This window comes from Mycobacterium sp. NTMscope_MAC_269, from assembly GCF_976985695.1.
Map to the genome: position 1 here is coordinate 3,277,699 of NZ_OZ335668.1, position 25,094 is coordinate 3,302,792.

Here is a 25,094-nt window from a genome sequence, read left to right on the forward strand (position 1 = left end):
CCCCATGGGAATCTCCCGAGTCCTGGTAGCCAACCGCGGCGAGATCGCGCGCCGGGTGTTCGCCACGTGTCGACGGCTCGGCCTGGGCACCGTCGCCGTCTACACCGATCCGGACGCCGGTGCGCCGCACGTCGCTGAGGCCGACGCCCGGGTGCGCCTACCCAAGACCAACGACTACCTCAATGCCGAGGCCATCATCGCCGCGGCCCGCGCCGCGGGTGCCGACGCGATCCATCCCGGGTACGGGTTCCTTTCGGAGAACGCCGATTTCGCGGCCGCCGTCCAGGACGCCGGACTGACCTGGGTGGGGCCGCCGGTCGACGCCGTGCGGGCGATGGGCTCCAAGATCGAGTCCAAGAAGCTGATGGCCGCCGCCGGCGTGCCCGTTCTCGACGAGCTCGATCCCGACACCGTCACCCAGGCGCAGCTGCCGGTGCTGGTCAAGGCCTCTGCGGGCGGCGGCGGCCGGGGCATGCGGGTAGTACGCGAATTGTCCTCCCTGCCAGCCGAAGTCGAGGCAGCACGCCGCGAAGCGCAATCCGCCTTCGGAGATCCGACCGTGTTCTGCGAGCGCTACCTGCCCACCGGACACCACATCGAGGTGCAGGTCATGGCCGACACCCACGGCACGGTGTGGGCCGTCGGGGAACGCGAATGCTCAATTCAGCGCCGCCACCAGAAGATCATCGAAGAGGCCCCCTCCCCGCTGGTGGAGCGCACCCCGGGCATGCGCGCCAAACTCTTCGACGCGGCCCGGCTGGCCGCCGGCGCAATCGGCTACACCGGCGCCGGGACGGTGGAGTTCCTGGCCGATGACGACGGCGAGTTCTACTTCCTCGAGATGAACACCCGGCTGCAGGTCGAGCATCCGGTGACCGAGGAGACCACCGGCCTTGACCTGGTGGAGCTCCAGCTCGCAGTGGCCGACGGCGACCAACTCGACGCCGAACCCCCTGCCGCCCGGGGTCATTCAATCGAGGCTCGGCTCTACGCCGAAGATCCCGCCAAGAACTGGCAGCCGCAGGCCGGTGTGGTGCGCGCATTCGAGGTGCCGGCGGTGCGTGCCGAGTTCGACTCGCTGGGGCGACGAACCGGCATCCGGCTGGATTCGGGGATCATCGACGGATTCACGGTGTCGATCCACTACGACCCGATGCTAGCCAAGGTCATCTCCTACGCCCCGACGCGCCGTCAGGCGGCGCTGGTCCTCGCCGACGCGCTGACCCGCGCCCGGGTGCACGGCCTACGCACCAACCGCGATCTGCTGGTGAACGTGCTGCGACACCCGGCCTTCCTCGACGGCGCAACCGACACAGCGTTTTTCGACACGCACGGGCTGGCGGAGCTATCCGCACCGCTGGGCGACGCCGCAACCGTACGCCTGTCGGCGATCGCCGCCGCCCTCGCCGACGCCGCGCACAACCGCGCCCTCGCCCCGGTTCTCGGTGCGATCCCCAGCGGCTGGCGAAACCTGCGGTCGGGCTATCAGGTCAAGCCCTACAGCGACGATGAAGGCAACGAACACAGAATCCAATACCGTTTCGACAGAACCGGGTTGGTCCTTCCCGAGGATTCTTCGGTGCAGCTGGTGTCGGCCACCGCGGATGACGTGGTGCTCAGGACCGATGGTGTGGACCACAGCTTCTCGGTGCGGCGTTGCGGCACAGGCGATCCCGACGTCTACGTCGACTCCGCGCGTGGACCGGTGCACCTGATCGCGCTGCCGCGCTTCCCCGAGCCCGGTTCGACGGTCGAAAAGGGTTCGCTGGTCGCCCCCATGCCCGGCAACGTCATCCGGCTCGGCGCCACCGTCGGCGACACCGTCACCGCCGGACAACCACTGATCTGGCTGGAAGCCATGAAGATGGAACACACCATCACCGCACCGGTCGACGGCGTTCTCGCCGAACTCGACGTCAAGACCGGTCAGCAAGTCGAAGTGGGCGCCGTACTGGCAAGAGTCGAAGCGCCGCAATCAGAAGGAGATCCCCAGTGACCGACAGCAGCTTCATCGAGAACGAGGAACGCCAGGCTCTGCGCAAGGCCGTCGCCGAGTGGGCGTCCAACTTCGGCAGCGAGTACTACCTGAAAAAGGCTCGCGCCCACGAGCACACCGACGAATTATGGTCGGAGGCAGGGAAACTCGGTTTTCTAGGCGTGAATCTGCCGGAGGAGTACGGCGGTGGCGGCGCCGGAATGTATGAGCTGTCGCTGGTGATGGAGGAGATGGCCGCCGCCGGTAGCGCACTGCTGCTGATGGTGGTCTCGCCCGCCATCAACGGCACCATCATCAGCAAGTTCGGCACCGAGGAGCAAAAGAAGCGCTGGATCCCCGGCATCGCCGACGGGACGCTGACCATGGCGTTCGCCATCACCGAACCGGATGCCGGATCCAACTCGCACAAGATCACCACCACCGCCCGCCGCGACGGCAGCGACTGGATCCTCAAGGGCCAGAAGGTGTTCATCTCCGGCATCGACCAGGCGCAGGCGGTGCTGGTGGTGGCCCGCACGGAGGAGGCCAAGACAGGCAAGCTGCGCCCCGCGCTGTTCGTGGTGCCCACCGATTCGCCGGGCTTCACCTACACGCCCATCGAGATGGAATTGATCAGCCCCGAACGCCAATTCCAGGTCTTCCTCGACGACGTCCGGCTGCCCGCCGACGCGCTCGTCGGCGCCGAGGACGCCGCCATCGCACAGCTTTTCGCCGGGCTCAACCCCGAGCGCATCATGGGCGCGGCCAGCTCCGTCGGGATGGGGCGGTTCGCGCTCGATCGGGCCGCCGAGTACGTCAAGACCCGCCAGGTGTGGGGAACGCCGATCGGCTCGCACCAGGGACTATCACATCCGTTGGCGCAGTGCCACATCGAGGTCGAACTGGCCAAGCTGATGATGCAGAAGGCCGCCACTCTGTATGACTCCGGCAACGACATGGCAGCGGCCGAGGCCGCGAACATGGCCAAATATGCTGCGGCCGAAGCGGCTACCCGGTCGGTGGACCAGGCCGTGCAGTCGATGGGGGGCAACGGGCTCACCAAGGAATACGGTGTGGGCGCCATGCTGACCTCGGCCAGGTTGGGCCGCATCGCCCCGGTCAGCCGCGAGATGGTGCTGAACTTCGTCGCGCAGACGTCGCTGGGCCTGCCGCGAAGCTACTGAAATCCCGCCGATGGACACGCTCGTCGAATACGCCGGGCCCGCCGACACGGGTGGGCCGTACGCGCGGCTGACGCTGAACTCACCGCACAACCGCAACGCGCTGTCGACCACGCTGGTCGCCCAGTTGCACCAGGGGCTGCGCGACGCCTCGTCGGATCCGGCGGTGCGCGCGGTGGTGCTGGGCCACGCCGGGGGCACCTTCTGCGCCGGCGCGGATCTGAGCGAAGCCGGCGGGGGCGGCGCTGCGGGTCGAAGCGGGTCGCCACCGTCCGCCTATGACATGGCTGTCGCCCGGGCCCGGGAGATGGCCGCGTTGATGCGGGCGATCGTCGCCTCGCCGCTGCCGGTGATCGCCGCGGTCAATGGGCACGTCCGGGCGGGTGGCTTCGGCTTGGTGGGTGCCTGCGATATCGCGGTCGCCGGGCCGCGCAGCACGTTCGCGCTGACCGAGGCCCGCATCGGTGTCGCCCCGGCCATCATCTCGTTGACGCTGCTGCCGAAGCTGTCGGCGCGCGCCGCCGCACGCTACTACCTGACCGGCGAAACATTTGATGCCGGCGCGGCCGCGGAGATCGGGCTGATAACCATGGCCGCCGAGGACGTGGACGCCGCGGTCGAGAAACTGGTCGCCGATGTTGGCCGCGGCTCGCCTCAGGGGCTCGCGGCTTCCAAGGCACTGACCACGGCCGCGGTGCTCGAAGGGTTCGACCGGGATGCGGAGCGGCTCGCCGAGGAATCGGCGCGGCTCTTCGTCTCCGATGAGGCCCGCGAAGGCATGCTGGCGTTCCTCGAGAAGCGGCCACCCAGCTGGGTGGGTTAGCCACCGACAAGTTAGCCAGATGTCAAAGAGTGGTCCGGTCAAATCGGCTGGCGGTCCGCCCCGGGCGGGTGCAAGGTTGCAGTTTAGCCAATCCTCTTGCAGCAAAACCTGGACGTCGTAGGCTCGTGGGTGATGAGCAACTCAACGCAACGGGATGCGGAGGACACCCGCGACCAGCCGTCGCGCGCGGGCGATACCGATCGCATACAGACTGCGCAGTTGCTGGCGTATGCGGCCGAGCAGGGCCGCCTGCAGCTCAACGACTACGAAGACCGTCTGACCAGGGCGTATGCCGCGACGACGTATGAGGAACTGGACCGGTTGAGGGCCGATCTGCCGGGATCTCCGATCAGCCCGCGCCGCGGCGGCAAGCCCAATCCGGCGCCCTCGACGCTGCTGCTGGCGTTGATGAGCGGCTTCGAGCGGCGCGGCCGATGGAACGTGCCGAAGAAGCTGACGACCTTCACCCTGTGGGGCAGCGGGGTCGTCGATCTGCGCTACGCCGACTTCACCTCGACCGAGGTCGACATCCATGCGATGTCGATCATGGGTGTGCAGAACATTTTGCTGCCGCCCGAGGTCAACGTGGAGGTGCACGGCCGCGGCGTGATGGGAAACTTCGACCGCGCCGTGCAGGGTCAGGGCACCCCCGGGGCACCGACGGTCCACATTCGTGGCTTCTCGCTGTGGGGCGGCGTCGGGATCTCGCGCAAAGCGCGCCGGCCACGCGGCGGGTAGAAGCGTCAGCGGGGCACGTAGTCGAAGGTGTCGGGGTTGGGTCCGTTGCGTCCCGGCTCACCCTGGTTCAGCGCTGAGATCGCGTCCATGTCGGAGCCGTCCAGCTCGAAGTCGAACAGCGCGAAGTTGGATTTGACCCGTTCCGGTGTCACCGATTTGGGGAAGACGATGTCGCCGCGCTGAATGTGCCAGCGCAACACCACCTGCGCGGGAGTTCTGTCGCGGGACTTGGCGATACGGTTGATCACCGGATCGTCGAGCACCTTGCCCTGGGCGATGGGTGCCCACGCCTCGGTGGCGATGCCATGCTCGCGTCCGTACGCCCGGACCTCGTCGTTGCCGAAGTACGGATGAACCTCGATCTGGTTGACCGACGGGACGGTGTCGGTTTCGTCGGCAAGCCGATTCAGGTGCGCGATTTGGAAATTCGAGACTCCGATGCTGCGCGCGCGTCCGTCGCGGGCGAACTCTTCGAAGACCTTCCACGTCGAGACGAAGTCACCGTCGTAGAGGGTGGGCAGCGGCCAGTGGATGAGAAACAGGTCGACGTAGTCCGAATCGAGGGCCTTGAGCGTTTGATCGAACGCGCGGCGCGCGTCATCGGGCCGGTGAAAGCCGTTGTTGAGCTTGCTGGTGATGAAGACCTCACCGCGGTCCAGGCCTGCGTCGCGGATGCCTTGCCTGACTCCCTTTTCATTCCCATACATCTCGGCGGTATCGATGTGCCGGTATCCGATTTCCAGCGCAGTCTTGACCGCCGAGGCGGTCTCGTCGGGCTTGATCTGGAAAACTCCGAAACCGAGCTGCGGGATTTCGACACCGTCGTTGAGTTCGATCGTGGGAACCTTGCTCACGGGCTTGTCTCCTTTTGTGACCTATCGACGGCGGCGGGATCGTAGGTAGTCGCCGACGACCGCCGCTCCCAGCCCGTCGAGATCGGGTACTACGACGCGTCCCTCGACGCGCCGGGCGACCTGGTCGATGAACCGTGCCAGGCCGGGGTCGCTGCCCAGCCGGAAGATCGTGATTTGCGCGCCGAGGCGCGCCATTTCGTCGAAGCCGCGCACGGTGTGGGCGATGGTCCGCGGATGTGGCGGGTAGTCGAAGAAGACCGTCGTGCCGTCACCGTCGAAGTCCTCCAGGTGCGCCGTCGGCTCGCCGTCGGTCACCACCAGCACGACGGGCTGGGCATTGGGGTGGCGGCGCAGATGACGGCCCGCCAGCGCCAGCGCGTGATGCAGGTTGGTGCCCTGCTCGTAAACCCCCTCGAGCCCGGTGAGCTCGGCGGCGGTCACCGTCCTTGCGTAGCGGCCAAAAGCGATGATCTGCAAGGCATCCGAGCGGAAACGCGTGCACACCAGGTGGTTGAGTGCCAGCGCCGTCTGCTTCATGGGCAGCCAGCGGTTCTCCATCACCATCGAAAACGACGTATCGACCAGCAACGCGACCGCGGACTGCGTGCGGGTCTCGGTCTCGGAGACCTCGACGTCGTCGACGGAGATCTTCAACCGCGCGTCCGGCCCATCGAGGGTGGCCGTTCCCGCCTGCCGCAGAACGGCGTTGGTCAGCGTGCGCGAAATGTTCCACGGTTCGGTGTCACCGAATTGCCAGGGACGGGTGGCGCCGGTGAGTTCACCGGCAGCCCCGGCGCGCCGATGATCACGCTCACCGCGCCGCCCGGAAAGTTGTTGTGCCACATCGCGTAGCGCCGTCTCGCCGAGCCTGCGCATGGCTTTCGGCGACAGCCGCCACTGGCCGTCGGAGCCGCGGTCCAAAAAGCCCTGATTGACCAGCGCGCGTTCCAATTCGGCGAGCGTGCGTGCGTCGACGGCCGCTTCGTCACCGAGCTGGCGTGCCAGCGCGTCGAGGTCGACATCATCCATGGTGGCGCCGGGATAGCTTTGCGAGAGCTGTTCGGCCAGTTGCTCGAGTTCGGCGATGTCCGACAGCGCCTGGGTGCCCTCGCCCATACCGAACGGGTTGTCACCGGAGAACTGTTCGGACCCGCTCCAGTCCTCGCCCGGCCGCGCCGCCTGCAGGTGCGCATCGAGCCGATTCAGCGACTCCATCAGGGCCGGTGAGCCGAATGCCTGCTGCGCCAAGGCATCCAGCTCCGCGCGCTGTTCGGCGCTCAGGCTGTTGCGGAAGCGCTGCGCGGCGGCGGCGCGCTTGGCGAGCGAATCCAGCAACTCCTCGACGTTGCGCGGATTCTCCGGAAAAAACTCGCCGTGGGAGTCCATGAAGTTGTCGAAATCTTCTTGGGTGTCCTCGCCGCGGGCGTGCTTGTCCAGCAGATCGTTGAGGTCGTTCAGCATGTCGTTGACGCGCTGACGGTCCTCGTCGGTCGCGCCCTCCAGCGCCTGCTTCATGCCCGCGAAGCGTTGGTCCAGCATCTCGCGGCCGAGCAAATCCTTGATCTGGTCGTACTTTTGGCGGGCCTCACCGCTGCGCCAGTTGTACTCGGAGAGCTCCTGGACCGCTTTGGCCGGCGATGCCGGCAGCGCGTCCAGTTGGAGTTCGCCGAAGCGGGCGTCGTCATCCAGGGCGCGGGCCAGCTCCTTGCGTTCGGCCAGCACCGCCTCATCCAGCAGCTTCTTGATCTCCTGCAGGGTCCCGTCCAAGTTGTTGCGCCGCAACAAATCCCGTCGTCGTCGATTGGCCTCGGCCGCCAGCCGGTCCGCGCCGGGCATGTTTTTGGTGCCGCGGCGCAGCAGCTCGGAGAGCGCGCGACGCGGCGAGGTGCCGGCCATGACGTCCTGGCCGATCTGTTCGAGCGCCTCGCGCAGATCTACCGGCGGCGCCAGCGGGTCGGGCCCGCCGGTGTACGCCGAGTACCGCGAAGAGTGCCCTCGTGACGATCGCAAGCGCGGCGAAGCCGGGCGCAGCGGGTCGTCACCATCAGACCTAGCCATAGACGGTTTGCCCCTCCTCGGACACCTTGTCGATGCGCTTGGCCAGATACAACGCCTCGAGCGCCAGTTCCAGCGCGGCGGCGCGCTCGCCCTCCGACCGGGCGCCGAGCTTGTCCGCAACCTTGTCCACGACCGGCAGGCTCGGCACCGCGGCCAGCACGTCCTTGGCCGACACCCGCTCGCCCGTCGTCACCGCGGAACCGCCCTCGACCGCGGACACCAGCGACCCGACGTCGATGCCGCCGAGCACCCGCGACGCCGTGTCCGCGGTCGCCCGGCGCAGCAGGTGCTCGAGCACCGCCTGCTCGCGGCCTTCCTCGCCGGACTCGAATTCCAGCTTGCCGCGCAGGACGTCGATCACGGTGCCGAGGTCGACCACCCGGGCCACCGGGTCCGTCTCGCCCAGGATCGCGCCGCGATGGCGGGCGGCGGCCGCGACGGTCTCGGCGGCGGCGATGGCGAACCGCGCCGACACCCCCGAGCGCTGATCGACCGAATTCGACTCCCGCAGGTAGCGGGCGAAACGGGCGATGATCTGCATGAGGTAGTCGGGCACCTGCGCCGACAAGTGCGCTTCCTGCGCGATCACCCCGACCTCAGCGTCCAGCTCCAGCGGATAGTGGGTGCGGATCTCCGCGCCGAAACGGTCCTTGAGCGGGGTGATGATGCGTCCCCGGTTGGTGTAGTCCTCGGGGTTGGCGCTGGCGACCACCAGGACATCCAGCGGCAGGCGCAGCGTGTAACCGCGGACCTGGATGTCGCGTTCCTCCATCACGTTGAGCATCGACACCTGGATGCGCTCGGCGAGGTCGGGAAGTTCGTTGACCGCGACGATCCCGCGGTGCGCGCGCGGGATCAGGCCGTAGGCGATGGTCTCCGGGTCGCCCAGGCTGCGGCCCTCGGCGACCTTGATCGGGTCGATGTCGCCCACCAGATCGGCGACGCTGGTGTCGGGCGTGGCGAGCTTTTCGGTGTAGCGCTCGCTGCGATGCTTCCACTCGATCGGCAGGTCGTCACCCAGGGTGGCGGCCTTGCGGATCGACTCCGGGGTGATCGGCGAGAAGGGATGCTCACCGAGTTCGGCCCCGGCGATCACCGGCGTCCACTCGTCGAGCAACCCGACCAGCGCGCGCAGCAGCCGGGTTTTGCCCTGGCCGCGTTCGCCGAGCAGGACGAAGTCGTGGCCCGCGATCAAGGCCCGCTCGAGCTGGGGCAAGACGGTGTCGTCGAATCCCAGAATGCCGGGCCAGATGGTTGCGCTGTCCGGCCCGTCGGCCAATGCGGTCAGCAGATTTTCGCGGATTTCCTGCTTGACTCCCCGTTCACGGTGACCGGCGGCACGCAGTTCGCCGAGGGTGCGGGGCAGGTTGCTCGGTGACGTCACCACTCCACGCTACGACGCGCGCTCAGACGCGTCATGCGAAGGGCGTTCACTGCAGGCTTATTGACACGCGGACCCCGCCTTCGGCCGACAGTCGCCGGTGCCGCCGAGTGCGTTATGCAGGCGAAGGCCGGGCGTCGCGCCGAACGCCCGGCCTTCGCGCTGGATTGTCTGAGCCGACCGCGCCGTAGCTGCCGGCCCGGACGGATTAACTGTTCGTAACGGTGGCCTCGGCGTCACCGGGTTTCCAGGTGATGGTGCCGTGCTCGAACGTCGACTTCTTCGCGCCGTCGGGGGTGTCCACCTCGTCGCTGGTCGGGTAACCGAGCTGCCCCTGTGACCCGCCGAGCTGGTTCCATTTGTCGCGAATCTTGCCCCACACGACGTAAGCCTGGGTCTTGTAAACGATTACGCCGCCGTCGAATTGCTGGTAGACCCCGCCGTCCGGGTTCTTCTGCTCGTTGCCGGTCGGTGCGCCCAGGTCTTTGCGCGCCTTGTCGTCAAGGGCGTTGTACTTCGTCAGGATCGGTCCCTCGACCGTGTACGGGGTGCCGTTGGCGCCGTTAATCTGCGTTGAACTCGGGGCACCGCTCGCGCTCGTGCTTTCCGATGGCGCCGTCGTGGCCGACGTCCCGGCGGTTGCCGAGGACGTCACCGACGAGCTGGCAGAACTGGTTGTTTGGCCCGCGTTGTTTGTCTTACTGCACCCGCCACCGATCAGCGCGAACCCCGCGAGCGCAATGGAGAAAGCCGCCGTTCGTTTTGTGATCTCACGCATTTCATTCCTTTCGAGAATGGACGGGACCCGCCGTCCGCGTATCGACGAGGGAAGGTAGGTCGATCCACGACCAGCCGAAAGAAATAGCGAGTTCACAACGGCCGGGCCGTCGAGTCCTCCCCGAACGCATCGTACTGAGGATGGCGCCATTTGTGACCCCCATCACGGACCGGGGCCGCGGGGAGGTTAGTGCGCGAAGTGGCGCGCCCCGGTGAGATACAGCGTGATACCGGCGTTGGCCGCTGCCGCTGTCACCTCGTCGTCGCGCACCGATCCACCGGGATGCACGATCGCCTTCACCCCGGCGCCGGTCAGCGTCTCGAGTCCGTCGGGGAACGGAAAGAACGCATCCGAAGCCGCGACCGCGCCCCGCACCCGGTCTCCGCCCCGCTCGACGGCCAGCCGCGCGGCGTCGACCCGGTTCACCTGACCCATGCCGACGCCGATGGTGGCGCCGCCGGCGGCGATCACGATCGCGTTCGACTTGACGGCGCGGCACACGCGCCACGCAAAAACCAGGTCCGCCAGCGTGTCCGGATCGGCGGGCTCCCCCGTCGCCAGGGTCCAGTTCTCCGGGTTGTCCCCGTGCGCGTCGAGCTCGTCGCGTTGCTGTACCAACAGCCCGCCACTGACCGGCCGCAGTTCGGTGCCGCCGGTGAGCGGCTCGGAGGCGATCAGCACCCGGATGTTCTTCTTGCGCGTCAGGACATCGAGGGCGTCCGGCTCGTAGGCGGGCGCGACGATGACTTCGGTGAAGATGGTGCTGACGTATTCGGCCATCTCGACGCTGACTTCGGTGTTGGCCGCGATGACTCCGCCGAATGCGCTCAGCGGATCGCACTCGTGGGCCTTACGATGCGCGTCGGCAACCGACGCCGACGAAATCGCGATCCCACATGGGTTGGCGTGCTTGATGATTGCAACGCATTTCTCTTCGTGATCGAAGGCGGCCCGCCACGCCGCGTCCGCGTCGGTGAAGTTGTTGTACGACATCTCTTTTCCGTGCAGCTGCTCAGCCTGCGCCAGTCCCGGCCACGCGCTCGGGTCGCTGTAGAGCGCGGCCTGCTGGTGCGGGTTCTCGCCGTAGCGCAGCATCGCCGAGCGACGCCAGCTGCGGCCCAGCCACTTCGGAAACGCGGTCGGTGGATGTTCGGGGGCCAGCGTCGACTCCATCCAGCTCGCGACCGCGATGTCGTACTCGGCGGTGTGCTGAAACGCCAGTGCCGCCAGTCTTTTGCGCTCGGCGAGCGTAAATCCGCCGTGCCGGACCGCGGCGAGCACGCCGTCATAGCCCTGGGGGTCGGTGATCACCGCCACGCTGGGATGGTTCTTCGCGGCGGCGCGCACCATCGACGGCCCACCGATGTCGATCTGTTCGACGCATTCGTCGATGCTCGCGCCGGAGTCGACCGTCTCGGTGAACGGGTACAGGTTGACGACGACGAGTTCGAAGGCCGCGATGCCGAGCTGCTCGAGCGCGGCGGCGTGCTCGGGTTTGCGGAGATCCGCCAGCAGTCCCGCGTGCACGCGCGGGTGCAGGGTCTTGACCCGGCCGTCGAGCACTTCGGGAAAACCGGTCAGCTCCTCGACCCGGGTGACCCGAATGCCTTTTTCGGCAATGTTCTTCGCGGTGGAGCCGGTCGAGACGATCTCGACGCCCGCTTCGGTCAGCCCCTGGGCCAGGTCGATGAGCCCGGTCTTGTCGTACACGCTGATCAAGGCGCGGCGGATCGGCCTTTTGGCGTTCTCCCGCCAGTCGTCGGTGCTCATCCGTTGCCGCCTTTCATCCGATCGTCGCTTTTCTCCCGACCAGGGTCAGGCCGCCCGTTGCGATCGCGGCCACCACGTCCGCGAGCAGCTTGCGTTCGGTGACCTTGATGCGTTCATGCAGAGTCTCTTCGTTGTCGCCGTCGAGCACCGGAACGGATTGCTGCGCCAAAATCGGCCCGGTGTCCGTCCCGGCGTCCACCAGGTGCACCGTACAGCCTGTGATTTTCACACCGTAGGCCAACGCGTCGGCCACCCCGTGCGCACCCGGAAACGCCGGCAACAGTGCCGGATGGGTGTTGATGACGCGTCCGTAGAATCGTGAAAGGAACTGCGGTCCAAGTATTTTCATGAATCCCGCCGAAACCACCAGATCGGGCGAGTGGGCGGCGGTGGCCTCGGTGATGGCGGCGTCCCAGGCGTCGCGGTCGGCGTGATCGCCGAGCCGGACGGTGAAGCTCGGCAGGGACGCGGCCGCGGCGATCTCGGTGGCCAGGCAGTCGCGGTCGGCGCCGACGGCGACGATCCGGGCCGGATAGTCCGCGACGGCGGCGCCGATCAAGGAGTTCAGCAACGATCCGGTGCCCGAGGCCAGTACCACTACCCGCGCCGACGCGTTGGGGGGCACATGGAGGGCTTCGACCACATCGGCGAGCCTAGTCGGGTGACGATGCGCGCCTTCACGGGCGCGCTGAGGAGCCCGACGATCCGCACAGGGGGTGACGATGCGCGCCTTCACGGGCGCGCTGAGGAGCCCGACGATCCGCACAGGGGGTGACGATGCGCGCCCTCACGGGCGCGCTGAGGAGGTGTCCGGCGGCGTCGTCCGCCGCCGACAGCCCGGTCGATAGGGCAATTGCCTATTCCTCTGGATCGCGCGGGGCCACGGGAGGCTCCGGCTCGCCCTCCAGAGGATCACGCTCGGCCACGGCAGGCTCCGACTCGCCCTCCAAAGGATCACGCTCGGCCACGGCAGGCTCCGACTCGCCCTCCCCCGGCTCACCCTCGGGCGCGGAAGTGTCGAACACGTCCTCTTCTGCAACCCGATCGTCGAAAACATCGGCGAAATCGGCCGGCTCCCCCGACGGCTCCCCGGCGGGTGCGGACGCGGGTTTGGCTCGCAACCGCCTGGGCCGCGACCTGATCCCCCCACTCATCGCCACGGTGATCCCACCGATCACCGTGAACCAGAAGAAGACACCGAGCAGTAATGCGCCCTGATCCACCCCGACGTGGCCGAAGTTACCCAGCTGGCCGCTTCCGGCGTATGCGAGCAGCGACATCACCAACGCACCGGCGACCGAGGCGACCAGCAGCTTGATTAACGCCGCGGCAGGGGGCAGCGCACGCCGCGCGCACTGCTGGCCGACCGCCACGCCCGACGACGCACCGATGATGAGCAGCGCGACCCACACCGGCCCCAGCGGCGGCCGGGACACCGCGGCCAACACCGGTAACGCCGGGATGTCGCCGCCGAACACGGTGAACGAGCTGAACGTCGCGAAACCGATATGCGCGCTGGAACCGACCGCCACCGCCGCGGTGCCCACAATCACGTTGGGCGCGTACAACATTGACAGCAGAGTGAGGCTGAACTCGCCGAAGATCGAATCGGTGATGCCGTAGAGCTCCTGCATGGTCGCCCAGTGCACGACGAGCGACCCGGCCGTCACCAAGCCGGACAGCCCGAGCAACGCCAGCAGCCCGGCGGAGGCGGCACGCAGCGAATCGCCCAGCCAATAGGGCAGCGACGACGCCGCCAGCGCGCGCGGTCCCACCCGGGACCACACCCCGATCCCCGCACCGGCCGCGTGGACCACCAGCACACTGAGGAACGCCCGCAGCGCGCTCGGCGTTTGCAGCTCCGTGATCACCGACGACGCGTCGTGGATGACCGCCAGTGCGATCGCCGTCATCAGCAACGGGCCGCCCAGCGCCGAGGCGACCACCCACCGAACCACCAGCCACGACGAGTGGGGCGAGGTGGCCCGCGCCGTGCTGCGCGCGGTGGCCCAGACCATGAGCAGTACCGGCAGCAGCGGCATCACACCGAGTTCGCGGCCGCCGATGGAGATGGGCACCTGGTGCACGCCGAGCCACATGCTGGCGATGGCGCCCAGTGCGCCGGTCATGTCGCTGTTGGCGATCAGCAGCTGGATCAGCGTGACCGCGGCGATGATGACCAACGCCACCACGGCCGAGGCGAACGCGACCCTGACGAGGTCACGCGCCTGGCGAGCGCCCGCTGCTCGGTTGTCCTCTAGCCGTGTCACTCTTGGGCACGTCCCCGACTAGGCGCGACAGCGCACGGTTAGGCGGGCGCTGGCCCAGACGGTGATGACGGCGACTGCTGCTCCTGGCCGAAGGACTGACCGCCCGATTGCTCGGAGTAGTTCGTGGTCGGCGAACCGGTGTCCGATCCGCCACCCACGCTGGGAGGCGGGCTGAAGCTGGGGAAGCCGGTGGGGGGCGTCGACGAGCCCTGGTGCTGCGCGGACGGCTGCGGTCCCGACTGCGGCTGGGCGCCGAAACCTCCGGTCGGAACGCCGCTCTGGGTCGGCGCCCCGCCGGCCCCATAACCGCCGTATTGCGATCCGTATCCCTGGTGGCCGCCCTGCTGCTGGCCGCCCGGCTGACCGTAGTAGGGCTGTTGGCCGTACTGCCCGTATTGCCCGTACTGGCCGTATTGCGAGTAGGGGTCGTACTTCGGGCGCGGCGTCGGCGCCGTGATCACGCCGGAGTCCAGCAACACGACGACGACCGCCGCGATCGCCTGCAGCACGACGGCCGCCACCAGCGGCCACATCGCCCAGCCGATCGCGAAGCCGGCGGGCAGGTTGATCGTCTCGGTGATGGCCAGCAGCGCGCCCAACACCGCGATGACCGCGACAACGCCCGCGTAGCTCTTGGCTTTCGGCAGCAGGCTCAGCCCGGCGAGCAGCGCGGCCAGCAGGGCGACCACGACCGCGGTGCCCGCGTCACCGGCGCGACCGCCGATGCCCGGACCGAGGTCGGCGCTGATGGTGAACGTGGGCCCGAAGTTCAGGAGGTAGGCCACGAAGCCGAGCACCACCACCGCGATGTTCAGGTACAGCGGAAGCTTGCTCTTGCCGTCGTCTTCTTTGGCGAACGAGGGTGTGGCGCCTGCGTAGGTGCCGCCGGGCTGCGCCGGTGGGTATCCGGGGCTACCGGGAGAGTAGGTCATTGCTCCTCCTGTTGCTTCCAGTGCCTTTATGTGCCGAGCGGGCGCCACGGTGGCGATGCGACGCTGTGCTTGCAGGCGCGTCACTGCGTTGCGACGCGGTCGATCACCCACGCTAGCGCACGTGCGGCAACCGGTGCCGCTGCCACCGGCTTGGGCGGCGGGCCCCGCCGCGACGCCGCCGCAAACCCCCGGCGAGACGGTCCGTATCACCAGAGCTTGCCCAGCAGAGGTAGAACACGTTCTAATTCTCTGCATGGATTACGGGCTTGTGCTTTTTACCAGCGACCGCGGCATCTCTCCGGCGACGGCCGCGAAGCTTGCCGACGACCACGGCTTTCAAACCTTCTACGTGCCTGAACACACTCATATCCCGATCAAGCGGGAGGCCGCGCACCCGACGACCGGCGACGCGTCGCTGCCCGACGACCGCTACATGCGCACGCTGGACCCGTGGGTGAGTTTGGGCGCGGCCTGCGCCGTCACGTCGCGGGTGCGGCTGTCGACGGCGGTGGCGCTGCCGGTCGAACACGACCCCATCACGCTGGCGAAAAGCATTGCCACCCTGGACCATCTCTCTGGCGGACGGGTCAGCCTGGGCGTCGGATTTGGTTGGAACACCGACGAACTCGCCGACCACAACGTGCCCCCCGGGCGCCGGCGCACCATGCTGCGCGAGTACCTCGAAGCGATGCGGGCGCTGTGGACCGAGGAAGAAGCCGAGTACGACGGCGAGTTCGTCAAGTTCGGCCCCAGCTGGGCCTGGCCCAAGCCGGTGCAGTCGCACATCCCGGTGCTGGTGGGTGCCGCGGGCACCGAAAAGAACTTCAAGTGGATCGCGCGCAGCGCCGACGGTTGGATCACCACGCCGCGCGACTTCGACATCGACGAACCGGTCAGGTTGCTGCAGGACACCTGGGCGGCCGCCGGCCGCGACGGCGCCCCGCAGATCGTGGCGCTGGACTTCAAGCCCGTCCCGGAGAAGCTCGCCAAATGGGCCGAGCTCGGCGTGACCGAAGTGCTGTTCGGCCTGCCGGACAAGCCGGAGGCTGAGGTCGCCGCCTACGTCGAGCGCTTGGCCGGCAAGCTCGCCGCCCTGGTCTGACGTGACCTAGCCAGCCGCTATGCCAGCGACGCCCGGTTGCCGTTGTCGGTGGACCAGACGAAGATCTCCGCACCGAGGGGATCGCCGTCGCTCATCAACGCGACGAGGTCGTCGTCGTCGGTGGTAGCCATGAATCGCCCGTTGTCCGCGGCGAGCCGTCCGACGATGATGCCGGTGCGGGTCGGCCAGTCGTAGCGCACGGAATACGTCTCGATCCTCGCCGCGCCGTCGGGCGTTTTCGTGACGTCGACCTTCGGCAACGCGTCGATCTCCTTCTTCAGCTCCGCGCAGTTGTCGGTACGCCAGCCCACCGGCGTGGTCGAGTAGATGCCGACCGAGTACTTGCTCATGATGCCGCCGTTGGCGCCGACGAGCCCGAATTGCCCTGGCCTGTCCCGCACCTGGGTAACCGTCTCGGCAATGCCGTGCAGCGAGTAGCTGTTCCCGGGACCGCCGAAGTAGGGCAGTCCGCCGGTCAGTGTCAGGCCCCGCGGATCGTCGCCGTCGATGCCCAGGGCCTCGCAGATGACGAACACCGGGAACGGAAAGCAGCTGTACAGGTCGAAGGTGGCGATGTCGTCGACACCAATTCCCGCCACCCGCAATGCTTCTCGTACCGCATGGACGGCCGCCGGGCTGGCTCCCAGGTCGACGCGATCGAGCATCGCCTGCTCGACCATGTCCGAGTGGCCGTGCACATAAACCCACTTGTCCTGCGCCACACCGAGACGCGTCGCCGCCTCCACCGACATCAGCACCGCCGCCGCGCCCTGGTTGACCTGATCGCGGGCTACGAGCAAACGGGGGTAGGGGTCGCAGATCATCCGGTTGTCATCGGTGATCGTGATGATCTCGTCGACCGACCGTTCCACCGGCGATGACGAAAATGGGTTCTTGGCAGCAACTTTGGACATCGGGGCGAACAGTTCGGCCATCTCGCGGCGATAATCGGCCACGCTGCGTCCCAGGCGGGCGCGGCGGGCGTTCTCCATGAGCCCGTACTGCACGGGCGCCCCGGTCAAGCCGTGCTGGATCGTGTATTCGTCTATGTAGCTGAAGATCTGGTGGCCGCGGTCCTCCAGTTGACCGTCGACATGTTCGGTGAAGTCGGGCTTGGCTTGCCCGCTCTCGGCGGCACGGCTCCAAAAGCGAGCCGTCGAGCCCGGCTCCGAGCCCATGATCAGTACGACGTCGGCGTCACCCGCCGCGATGGCGTTGCCCGCCTCGGTGACCAGCTTTTGCGGCCCCTGCCCACCGACCGGTTCCAGGACCACGCGGGCCGGGTCGCCGCCGAGGCGGTTCATCACCGAGCGCGGGTAGTTGTTCGATTTGCCGAGCGCCGCGGGCATCGGTCCGGAGATCTCGAACTGCCGTAGCCCGAAGACGGTGTCGACGGCCTTCGCCACGCCGTTGACGCCGGTGTCGGCGAGGGCCGCCTGCGTGGCGGCGGTGGCGAGGTCGACCGCCGACATGCCCCGATAGTCGGGGTCGTCGATGCGCTCGGTGAACTGGCCGACGCCGACGAGCACCGGAGTACGGGGATCGACCGGCATTACAAACCTCCTGGCAACTGTTAGTTCGACAGGCTAACCGATAGCCGGGGTCAAAACGAAACTGCGGCCGGATCGCGGATTCGCGACCTGACCGCAGTCTCGGTGAAGCACTACAGGTTCTGCAGGATCTCCCGGGCCAGCGCGGCGGTCTCGGACGGGGTCTTGCCGACCTTGACGCCGGCGGCCTCCAAGGCTTCCTTCTTGGCGGCCGCAGTGCCCGACGAGCCGGACACGATGGCGCCCGCGTGGCCCATCGTCTTGCCTTCCGGCGCAGTAAATCCCGCGACATAGCCGACGACCGGCTTGGACACGTTGGCCTTGATGTAGTCGGCCGCGCGCTCCTCGGCGTCGCCACCGATCTCACCGATCATCACGATGACCTTGGTGTCGGGGTCTTTCTCGAAGGCCTCGATGGCGTCGATGTGGGTGGTGCCGATCACCGGGTCACCGCCGATGCCGATCGAGGTGGAGAAACCGAAATCGCGCAGCTCGTACATCATTTGGTAGGTCAGGGTGCCCGACTTGGACACCAGCCCGACGGGGCCGGGGCCGCTGATATTGGCGGGGGTGATGCCGGCCAGGGCTTCGCCCGGGGTGATGATGCCGGGGCAGTTCGGCCCGATGATGCGCGTCTTCTGCCCCTTGTCGACGTTGTAGGCCCACGCATATGCGCTGTCCTGCACCGGAATTCCCTCGGTGATGACCACCAGCAGCGGGATCTCGGCGTCGATGGCCTCGATGATCGCGTCCTTGGCGAATTTCGGCGGGACGAAGACGACCGACACGTTGGCGCCGGTCTCCTTCATCGCCTCGGCGACGGTGCCGAACACCGGGAGTTCGACGTCCTTGCCGACGGGGTCCACGTGCGACACGGTGGTGCCCGCCTTGCGGGCGTTCACCCCGCCCACCACCTGGGTGCCGGCCTTCATCATCAGCGCGGTGTGCTTGGTGCCCTCACCACCGGTGATGCCTTGGACGATGACCTTGGAGTCTTTGTTCAAAAAGATCGACATGGCTTGGGTCCCTTACTTGTTCGCCAGCTCGGCGGCTTTGTCGGCACCGGCGTCCATGGTCTCGGCCTGGATCACCAGCGGGTGGTTGGCTTGGGCCAGAATGCGCCGGCCCTCGTCGACGTTGTTGCCGTCGAGCCGGACCACGAGCGGCTTGTTCGCCTCGTCGCCGAGCATGTTCAGCGCGGTCACGATCCCGTTGGCGACGGCGTCGCACGAGGTGATGCCACCGAACACGTTCACGAACACACTCTTGACCTGCTTGTCGTTCAGGATGACGTCCAGGCCCGCGGCCATCACCTCGGCCGACGCGCCGCCGCCGATGTCCAGGAAGTTGGCCGGCTTGACCCCGCCGTGCTTCTCACCCGCGTAGGCGACGACGTCGAGCGTCGACATGACCAGGCCCGCGCCGTTACCGATGATGCCGACAGAGCCGTCCAGCTTGACGTAGTTGAGGTCGTGCTCCTTGGCCTTAAGCTCGAGCGGGTCGGTCGCGTCGCGGTCCTCGAACTCGGCGTGGCCCGGCTGACGGAAGTCGGCGTTGGCGTCGAGGGTGACCTTGCCGTCCAGCGCCAGGATTTGGTCCTTGGGGTCGCGCACCAGCGGGTTGACCTCGACCAGGGTGGCGTCCTCGGCGACGAAGACCTCCCACAGCTTGTTGATGGTGACCGCGGCGGCGTCGAGCACCTCGGCGGGCAGGTGGCCCTGCTCGGCGATGGAACGCGCGGTCGCCAGGTCGACACCCTTGACGGCGTCCACCGGAACCTTGGCCAGCCGCTCGGGCTTGGTGGCGGCCACCTCCTCGATCTCCATGCCGCCCTCGACCGAGCACATGGCCAGGTAGGTGCGGTTGGCGCGGTCGAGCAGGAAGGAGATGTAGTACTCCTCGGCGATGTCGCTGGCCTCGGCGACCAGCAGCTTCTTGACGACGTGTCCCTTGATGTCGAGACCGAGGATGTTCGTGGCGTGCTCGTAGGCGTCGTCGGGCGTCGCTGCGTACTTCACGCCGCCCGCCTTGCCGCGTCCGCCGACCTTCACCTGCGCCTTGACCATCACCGGGCGACCGATCTCGGTGGCGATCTCGCGAGCGCCCTCGGCGGTGTCGGTCACGCGTCCCGGCGTAGTCGGTACGTTGTGCTTGGCGAACAATTCTTTTGCTTGATACTCGAAAAGGTCCATGGACTCTCTGTCTTCGCTCGACTCAACTGCTAGGCCTCTTGGTGGGCGGTGCCGCATCCGGCAACTCGCACGGACGAACTGTATCCACCCTCGAAATGGCTTTGACCGCCGCGTCCGCCGATGTGGCACAGCTCACGGGACGTGGATAGACCGCCCGCGTGATCCAAATCACAATTCCGCCCGGATTCTGCGACGAGGTTGCCAGCCGCGCGCGTCAGCGGATACCTTCCTAGGGTCCAGATAACGTTATGGTCACGATACGAGGACATTCCAGGTTGCCCCAGCACCGTTTTGCCACGCCCTCTGCCGTAGCAACAGGCATTTTGAGGGTGAGTCGCGCAGCAGGCGCCCGGTCGGCGGAACCCCATCGCACCGAGGTCACGGAGATCCTTCCGCTCGACGGCTTTGACTTCGACGACCTCGATTTCGGCGATTCCTTCGAGGACGTCGGCGACCATGCGGGGTTGGACTTCAGCAACGACTCGACGTTCGACAACGAAGCGCAGGTCCTGCTGGCCCCGGAGCTCGACGACCTCCACGAGACCGACGACTTGAGGCCGCGGTGGCTGGCCGCGCCCGCCACGGAGGTGTTGCCCCGGGTCGCCACCGAGCCGCACACCGGGCGGCGCCTCGATCGCCCGCACACCACCGACGTCGTCGGCGCCGCCCGCCGCGGGGGGCAACATCGCAAGCAACCCACCAGCGCGGCGCGCGGTCGCCTGCTGATCTCGGCGATGGCCGCCGGCGCCGCTGCCGCGGCCGCGCACACGGCCACCAGCCACGCCGACACCCCCAAGACCGAGGCGGTGCTGGCCGCCAACGCGTCCGCGCTCACCGGCGGGTCGGGCAGCAGCACCGTCCGCGGCCCCCAGGTGATCGCGGTGGAGCCCGCGGCCACCGCGGCATTGCACAACCAGGAACTCGCCAAGGGCGTCGCCTTCGCCAACGACCGCGCGCAGCGCGAGGCGCGTTTGCAGCAACCGCTCTACGTGATGCCGACCAAGGGCATATTCACCTCCAACTTCGGCTACCGCTGGGGCGTGCTGCACGCCGGCATCGACCTGGCCAACTCGATCGGCACGCCGATCCTGGCCGTGTCCGACGGCGTCGTCATCGAAGCCGGCCCGGCCGGCGGTTACGGCATGCTGGTCAAGCTGCGGCACGCCGACGGCACGGTCACGCTGTATGGCCACATCAACACCACCTTGGTCAGCGTGGGCGAGCGCGTGATGGCCGGCGATCAGATCGCCACCATGGGTAACCGGGGTAATTCCACCGGCCCGCACCTGCATTTCGAGGTGCTGCAGGGCGGCACCGAGCGGATCGATCCCGTGCCGTGGCTGGCTAAGCGTGGTCTTATGGTCGGCAACTACGCTGGTTGAGGTGACCGCGCCGAACGAACAACCTTCCGGTCCGCGTCCCCCCGAGCCCACCGCGGAGCCCTCGGCACCGTCCGACTCGGCATCCTCCGACTCACGGACGCGGATCATCCGCCGCGCACCGACCGGACCGATCCCTACTACGCCGGACTCCCCGACAAGTCAGTTCGTCCCACCGGCCCCGCCGTACCGGGGCGGTCCGCGTGCGGGGCGGACCGGCTACGCCGGCGTGCCGGCCCTGGAGCCCAGCGACCGCACGGCCGTCGCCGCGTGCGCGGTCAGCATCGTCAGCGGGTGGGCCACGTCGGTGGTGGCCACCGATCTGATCGCCGGTTGGTGGCGAACGGATCGCCTGTTCTGCATCGCGGTCGCGTTTCTCGCCTTGGTGTTCGGCGCCACCACGGTGACCGGCGTGATCGCGCTACTGCAGCGCCGTCCGGTCAGCCGCTACCTCTTGCTGGCCGGCGCGCTCGTCGCTTTCCTCACCTACATTGGAGTGTTCATCGCCGGTGCGCGTGTGGCGTGGGTCGTGCACCTGCTGCCGCTATTGCCGATTTCCACGATGGTGCTGGTGATGGTGCCGCAAACCAAACGCTGGCTGGAACCCTGACCGCCGCCGAACGTGTACTGACAGCGAAGATTTCGCTGTTTTCGCGCTGGGTGCATGCTCGACGCGGCTCCTCGCCGCCGGGCTAGAGTTTGCTGATCGGCGCGTGGTTGTGCATCAGCTTCACCCGCCCCGAACTGCCGAAGTCGATCAGCGACATCGCCGATTCGCCGACGCCGGAGACTTCCTCGACCCGGCCCAGGCCGTACTTGTCGTGCGTCACCCGGTCGCCGGGCTCGAGCACCAGCAGGGGCCGTTTGCTCATCCCGGAGCGGGTGGGTGCCGCGCGCGGCGTACCGAATCGTCCGGCGCCACTCACCGGCGCGCTGAACGACGGGGCCGGCGCGGTGCGACGCCACTCGATCAATTCTTGCGGAATCTCCCGCAGGAACCGGGATTCCGGGTTGAGCATGGGCTGTCCCCACGAGGAACGGACGATGGCCCTGCTGACATACAGCCGCTGCCGGGCGCGGGTGATGCCCACGTAGGCCAGCCGCCGCTCCTCGGAAAGCTCGGTCGGGTCGTCCAATGACCGCATATGGGGGAACATCCCGTCCTCCCACCCGGTGACGAACACCACCGGAAACTCGAGGCCTTTCGCGGTGTGCAGGGTCATCAGCGTGACCATGCCGGCACCGTCCTCGGGGATTTCGTCGCTGTCGGAAACCAGCGACACCCTTTCCAAGAACTCCGCCAGCACACCGGTATCCGGTACGTCCTCGTCTTCGGGAGTGTGCAGCGACTCATCCAGCGCTTCGGCGTTCGCCCGGTCGGTGCTGAATTCGTGTGCCACACTGACGAGTTCGTTGAGGTTGTCCAACCGCGCCAGTTCCTGAGGGTCGGTGGAGGACTCCAGCTCCCTGCGGTACCCGGTGCGTTCGAGCACCGACTCGACAAGATCTCCGAGATCGTCGTCCAGGCGGCCCCGCAGCTCGTCAAGCAGTTCGACGAAACCGGCGATCACCTTCTCCGCGCGCGAATTCAGCATCGGCACTTTGCCTTCGGCAGCGGCGACGAGCGCGTCGGCGAAGCTGGCCCCGGTGTTCTCGGCGTACACCGCCACGCAGGCCTCGGCGCGATCTCCGATGCCGCGACGTGGGGTGTTGAGGATGCGCCGCATGCTGACCGCGTCGCCGGGGTTATCCAGCACCCGCAGGTAGGCGACGATGTCGCGAATCTCCTTGCGCTCGTAAAAGCGCACTCCCCCAACGACTTTGTAGGGGATGCCGGCGCGGATGAAGACCTCTTCGAGCGACCGTGACGAGTTGTTGGTGCGATAGAACACGGCGACGTCGTTGTAGGTGATCTCACCCTTGTCGGCAAGCGCGTCGATCTCCTCGGCGACGAATCTGGCCTCGTCATGCTCGTTGTCGGCGACATAGCCGACGATCAACTCGCCGGCGCCCTCGGCGGTCCACAGTCGCTTGTCACGCCGCCCGGAATTGCGAGCGATCACCGAATTAGCCGCCGACAGAATGTTCTGCGTCGACCGGTAATTCTGTTCCAGCAGAATGGTTGTCGCGTCGGGGTAGTCGCGTTCGAAGTCCTCGATGTTGCGGATGGTGGCGCCGCGGAACGCATAGATCGACTGGTCGGCGTCGCCGACCACGCACAACTCGGCCGGCGGCACCTCGTCGGATAGCTCGTCGCTGCCGGTCTGGTTCACCGCACCGCCGCGGCCCACCAATTCGCGCACCAGCACGTACTGGGCGTGGTTGGTGTCCTGGTACTCGTCGACGAGCACGTGCCGGAACCGCCGCCGATAATGCTGGGCGATCTGCGGGAAGGCCCGCAACACCGCCACGGTTTCGCCGATCAGGTCGTCGAAGTCCAGCGCGTTCGCCGCCCGCAGCCGCCGCTGATACTCGCCGTAGACGCTGGCCACCGTGCGGGACAACTCATCGGAATCGTCGGTCAGCTTGGAGACCGCGTCGGCGGGGTCGATCAGCTCGTTCTTCAGATTGGAGATGGCGTTGGCCAACAGCCGCGGCGAGTAGCGCTTGATGTCGAGCCCCATGTCGCGCCCGATCATCTGTAACAGCCGCCGCGAATCGTCGGCGTCATAGATCGAAAAGTTGGAGTTGAGGCCGTCGATCAGGGACGCCTGGTTGCGCAGGATGCGCACGCAGGTGGAGTGAAAGGTGGACACCCACATGGCGCGGGCCCGGTTACCGACCAGCCGCACCACCCGTTCGCGCATCTCCGCTGCGGCCTTGTTGGTGAAGGTGATGGCCAGCACCTGGCCCACCCCGACCCCGCGCTCCGCGATCAGGTAGGCGATGCGGCGCGTGAGCACCGCGGTCTTGCCCGAACCCGCCCCCGCGACGATCAGCAGCGGTGAACCCTGGTGCACCACCGCCTGGCGCTGCTGTGGGTTGAGGCCGTCGAGCAGCTCCTGGCTGGCCGAGGAGGCTTGAGGCGAAGGAAACGCGCTTGTCACAGCGTCGGTCAGGTATCCGGTCATGACGTTCCTAACCTACCGCCCGATACCGACAACCGGTGCAGCGTTCGCCCTGCGCCATGCCCCGGAATAAATACGGCATAATCCGGAATAAATATCAGCACGCGTGAGCTTGTCAGGACTGCGACCCGACTCACCGACCACAAGGAGATTGCGATGGCCACCTACACGCCCGAGACGATTCTCGGCGATGTCATCACTGCCGACCCTTCGCGCACCCGGATATTGGACCGCTTCGGCATCGACTACTGCTGTCATGGCCAACGCCCGATCGGTGCGGCGTGCAACGAGGCGCAGATCGACGTCGACGAGGTTCTCACCGCATTGAACGGCGAGGAGCCCGGACCACGGGCCGACTGGGCGGATATGGCCGACGCCGCATTGATCGAGCACATCCTCGACACGCACCACCGGTTCCTGTGGGATGAATTCCCGCGGATGTGGGCACTGGTGGACAAGGTGGCCCGGGTGCATGGGGACAACCACCCCGAACTCGGCCAGGTCCGAAATGCCTTCGGTGAACTGCGCGAAAAGATTGAGGCGCACCTGCGCACCGAGGAGGACAGCATCTTCCCCGAGCTGCGCGCCCGCGGTGGCGCCGCAGTCTCCGGTGAACTGCGCACCGCGCTGGAGCAGAACATGAAAGAACACGATGTCGCCGGCGGACTGCTGGCAGAGCTGCGCGAGCTTACCAGCGGTTACGCGGTCCCCGCGGATGCCTGTGGGTCGTACACGGCAATGTTGGCCGGTCTGGAAGAGATCGAATCCGACCTGCACCTGCATGTGCACAAGGAGAACAACGTTCTGTTCCCGCGGGCACTCGCCACGGTGTGATCCCGCAATTGCACCCAAGTGCAAAAAGCGCAGGTTAGACGGGATATTTTTGCACCCCCACCGTTTTTGGTGGCACACTCAATTTGTGCTCAATCCGCAGTATCGTCGGCGCTCCTCCACCCCGGAGTGGCGCCGCCGATTCCCCTACGGGTGCCGTTCCGCGGTGCCCGTGGTCTAACTGCTTCCGCAGAGCCCCGGGCCCGCCTTCG

General features: G+C 67.2%; 20 protein-coding genes. 8 read left to right on the forward strand and 12 right to left on the reverse strand.

The window, feature by feature from the left end:
• Positions 1-4 precede the first annotated feature (4 nt).
• The 4 genes from ACZ50Z_RS15145 to ACZ50Z_RS15160 all read left to right on the forward strand — a co-directional run bounded on the left by ACZ50Z_RS15145 (position 5) and on the right by ACZ50Z_RS15160 (position 4,717).
• Entirely contained in the window at positions 5-1,996 is a 1,992-nt protein-coding gene (locus tag ACZ50Z_RS15145; RefSeq protein ID WP_464484282.1) for an acetyl/propionyl/methylcrotonyl-CoA carboxylase subunit alpha, read from the forward strand.
• Positions 1,993-3,159, forward strand: a complete 1,167-nt coding sequence (locus ACZ50Z_RS15150) for an acyl-CoA dehydrogenase family protein (RefSeq protein ID WP_464484283.1) — start codon at positions 1,993-1,995, stop codon at positions 3,157-3,159. Before ACZ50Z_RS15145 ends, ACZ50Z_RS15150 begins: the two co-directional genes overlap by 4 nt.
• A 10-nt stretch (positions 3,160-3,169) precedes the next feature.
• Entirely contained in the window at positions 3,170-3,979 is an 810-nt protein-coding gene (locus ACZ50Z_RS15155; RefSeq protein WP_464484284.1) for an enoyl-CoA hydratase family protein, read from the forward strand.
• A gap of 132 nt (positions 3,980-4,111) precedes the next feature.
• On the forward strand, positions 4,112-4,717 hold the full coding sequence (locus ACZ50Z_RS15160) for a DUF1707 SHOCT-like domain-containing protein (RefSeq protein ID WP_464484285.1): 606 nt from the start codon (positions 4,112-4,114) through the stop codon (positions 4,715-4,717).
• Between the two features lie 5 nt (positions 4,718-4,722).
• Here the strand turns inward: ACZ50Z_RS15160 and ACZ50Z_RS15165 are convergent, their stop codons facing one another.
• The 8 genes from ACZ50Z_RS15165 to ACZ50Z_RS15200 all read right to left on the reverse strand — a co-directional run bounded on the left by ACZ50Z_RS15165 (position 4,723) and on the right by ACZ50Z_RS15200 (position 14,760).
• Positions 4,723-5,571, reverse strand: a complete 849-nt coding sequence (locus tag ACZ50Z_RS15165) for an aldo/keto reductase (RefSeq protein WP_464484286.1) — start codon at positions 5,569-5,571, stop codon at positions 4,723-4,725.
• 21 nt (positions 5,572-5,592) lie between these two features.
• Positions 5,593-7,629 carry a VWA domain-containing protein gene (locus ACZ50Z_RS15170; protein ID WP_464484287.1) on the reverse strand — a complete coding sequence of 679 codons (2,037 nt, stop codon included), beginning with the start codon at positions 7,627-7,629 and terminating at the stop codon, positions 5,593-5,595.
• Positions 7,622-9,016: a sigma 54-interacting transcriptional regulator gene (locus tag ACZ50Z_RS15175; protein ID WP_464484288.1), complete on the reverse strand. Its 1,395-nt coding sequence runs from the start codon at positions 9,014-9,016 to the stop codon at positions 7,622-7,624. Before ACZ50Z_RS15175 ends, ACZ50Z_RS15170 begins: the two co-directional genes overlap by 8 nt.
• A gap of 202 nt (positions 9,017-9,218) precedes the next feature.
• Positions 9,219-9,788 (reverse strand): LGFP repeat-containing protein, encoded by a 570-nt coding sequence (locus tag ACZ50Z_RS15180; protein ID WP_464484289.1) that lies wholly within the window; start codon positions 9,786-9,788, stop codon positions 9,219-9,221.
• 186 nt (positions 9,789-9,974) lie between these two features.
• Entirely contained in the window at positions 9,975-11,558 is a 1,584-nt protein-coding gene (gene purH / locus ACZ50Z_RS15185; RefSeq protein WP_464484290.1) for a bifunctional phosphoribosylaminoimidazolecarboxamide formyltransferase/IMP cyclohydrolase, read from the reverse strand.
• A gap of 13 nt (positions 11,559-11,571) precedes the next feature.
• Complete coding sequence (gene purN / locus ACZ50Z_RS15190) at positions 11,572-12,201, reverse strand: phosphoribosylglycinamide formyltransferase (RefSeq protein WP_464484291.1); 630 nt, start codon at positions 12,199-12,201, stop codon at positions 11,572-11,574.
• A 214-nt stretch (positions 12,202-12,415) separates the two neighbouring features.
• A complete protein-coding gene (locus tag ACZ50Z_RS15195; protein ID WP_464484292.1) occupies positions 12,416-13,828 on the reverse strand; it encodes a cell division protein PerM in 1,413 nt (470 codons plus the stop codon).
• A gap of 38 nt (positions 13,829-13,866) precedes the next feature.
• Positions 13,867-14,760, reverse strand: a complete 894-nt coding sequence (locus ACZ50Z_RS15200; RefSeq protein WP_464484293.1) for a DUF5336 domain-containing protein — start codon at positions 14,758-14,760, stop codon at positions 13,867-13,869.
• 253 nt (positions 14,761-15,013) lie between these two features.
• Between ACZ50Z_RS15200 and ACZ50Z_RS15205 the strand changes: the two genes are divergently transcribed.
• Positions 15,014-15,862, forward strand: a complete 849-nt coding sequence (locus tag ACZ50Z_RS15205) for an LLM class F420-dependent oxidoreductase (RefSeq protein ID WP_464484294.1) — start codon at positions 15,014-15,016, stop codon at positions 15,860-15,862.
• A 17-nt stretch (positions 15,863-15,879) separates the two neighbouring features.
• Here the strand turns inward: ACZ50Z_RS15205 and ACZ50Z_RS15210 are convergent, their stop codons facing one another.
• From ACZ50Z_RS15210 to sucC, 3 genes are all read right to left on the reverse strand, one after another.
• Positions 15,880-17,415: an acetyl-CoA acetyltransferase gene (locus tag ACZ50Z_RS15210; RefSeq protein WP_464484295.1), complete on the reverse strand. Its 1,536-nt coding sequence runs from the start codon at positions 17,413-17,415 to the stop codon at positions 15,880-15,882.
• Positions 17,416-17,525: 110 nt separating this feature from the next.
• Positions 17,526-18,428 carry a succinate--CoA ligase subunit alpha gene (gene sucD / locus ACZ50Z_RS15215; protein WP_464484296.1) on the reverse strand — a complete coding sequence of 301 codons (903 nt, stop codon included), beginning with the start codon at positions 18,426-18,428 and terminating at the stop codon, positions 17,526-17,528.
• Positions 18,429-18,440: 12 nt separating this feature from the next.
• Complete coding sequence (gene sucC, locus ACZ50Z_RS15220; RefSeq protein WP_464484297.1) at positions 18,441-19,604, reverse strand: ADP-forming succinate--CoA ligase subunit beta; 1,164 nt, start codon at positions 19,602-19,604, stop codon at positions 18,441-18,443.
• Positions 19,605-19,927: 323 nt separating this feature from the next.
• Here sucC and ACZ50Z_RS15225 point away from each other — a divergent pair, with 323 nt between their 5' ends.
• Both ACZ50Z_RS15225 and ACZ50Z_RS15230 read left to right on the forward strand, forming a co-directional pair.
• Entirely contained in the window at positions 19,928-20,986 is a 1,059-nt protein-coding gene (locus tag ACZ50Z_RS15225) for a M23 family metallopeptidase (RefSeq protein ID WP_464484298.1), read from the forward strand.
• Position 20,987: 1 nt separating this feature from the next.
• Positions 20,988-21,593, forward strand: coding sequence for a hypothetical protein (locus ACZ50Z_RS15230; RefSeq protein ID WP_464484299.1), 606 nt, complete (start codon positions 20,988-20,990; stop codon positions 21,591-21,593).
• An 82-nt stretch (positions 21,594-21,675) separates the two neighbouring features.
• Here the strand turns inward: ACZ50Z_RS15230 and pcrA are convergent, their stop codons facing one another.
• Positions 21,676-24,054 carry a DNA helicase PcrA gene (gene pcrA / locus ACZ50Z_RS15235; protein WP_464484300.1) on the reverse strand — a complete coding sequence of 793 codons (2,379 nt, stop codon included), beginning with the start codon at positions 24,052-24,054 and terminating at the stop codon, positions 21,676-21,678.
• A 153-nt stretch (positions 24,055-24,207) separates the two neighbouring features.
• Here pcrA and ric point away from each other — a divergent pair, with 153 nt between their 5' ends.
• A complete protein-coding gene (gene ric, locus ACZ50Z_RS15240) occupies positions 24,208-24,885 on the forward strand; it encodes an iron-sulfur cluster repair di-iron protein (RefSeq protein ID WP_464484301.1) in 678 nt (225 codons plus the stop codon).
• Positions 24,886-25,094: the final 209 nt, after the last annotated feature.

Excerpts from the sequence above, each read along its gene's own strand:
- ACZ50Z_RS15200 (WP_464484293.1), bottom strand. The coding sequence starts at position 14,760 with ATGACCTACTCTCCCGGTAGCCCCGGATACCCACCGGCGCAGCCCGGC.
- sucD (WP_464484296.1), bottom strand. The coding sequence starts at position 18,428 with ATGTCGATCTTTTTGAACAAAGACTCCAAGGTCATCGTCCAAGGCATC.
- sucC (WP_464484297.1), bottom strand. The coding sequence starts at position 19,604 with ATGGACCTTTTCGAGTATCAAGCAAAAGAATTGTTCGCCAAGCACAAC.
- pcrA (WP_464484300.1), bottom strand. The coding sequence starts at position 24,054 with ATGACCGGATACCTGACCGACGCTGTGACAAGCGCGTTTCCTTCGCCT.
- ACZ50Z_RS15155 (WP_464484284.1), top strand. The coding sequence starts at position 3,170 with ATGGACACGCTCGTCGAATACGCCGGGCCCGCCGACACGGGTGGGCCG.
- ACZ50Z_RS15180 (WP_464484289.1), bottom strand. The coding sequence starts at position 9,788 with ATGCGTGAGATCACAAAACGAACGGCGGCTTTCTCCATTGCGCTCGCG.
- ric (WP_464484301.1), top strand. The coding sequence starts at position 24,208 with ATGGCCACCTACACGCCCGAGACGATTCTCGGCGATGTCATCACTGCC.
- ACZ50Z_RS15160 (WP_464484285.1), top strand. The coding sequence starts at position 4,112 with ATGAGCAACTCAACGCAACGGGATGCGGAGGACACCCGCGACCAGCCG.
- ACZ50Z_RS15210 (WP_464484295.1), bottom strand. The coding sequence starts at position 17,415 with ATGCCGGTCGATCCCCGTACTCCGGTGCTCGTCGGCGTCGGCCAGTTC.
- ACZ50Z_RS15205 (WP_464484294.1), top strand. The coding sequence starts at position 15,014 with ATGGATTACGGGCTTGTGCTTTTTACCAGCGACCGCGGCATCTCTCCG.
- ACZ50Z_RS15145 (WP_464484282.1), top strand. The coding sequence starts at position 5 with ATGGGAATCTCCCGAGTCCTGGTAGCCAACCGCGGCGAGATCGCGCGC.
- ACZ50Z_RS15170 (WP_464484287.1), bottom strand. The coding sequence starts at position 7,629 with ATGGCTAGGTCTGATGGTGACGACCCGCTGCGCCCGGCTTCGCCGCGC.
- purH (WP_464484290.1), bottom strand. The coding sequence starts at position 11,558 with ATGAGCACCGACGACTGGCGGGAGAACGCCAAAAGGCCGATCCGCCGC.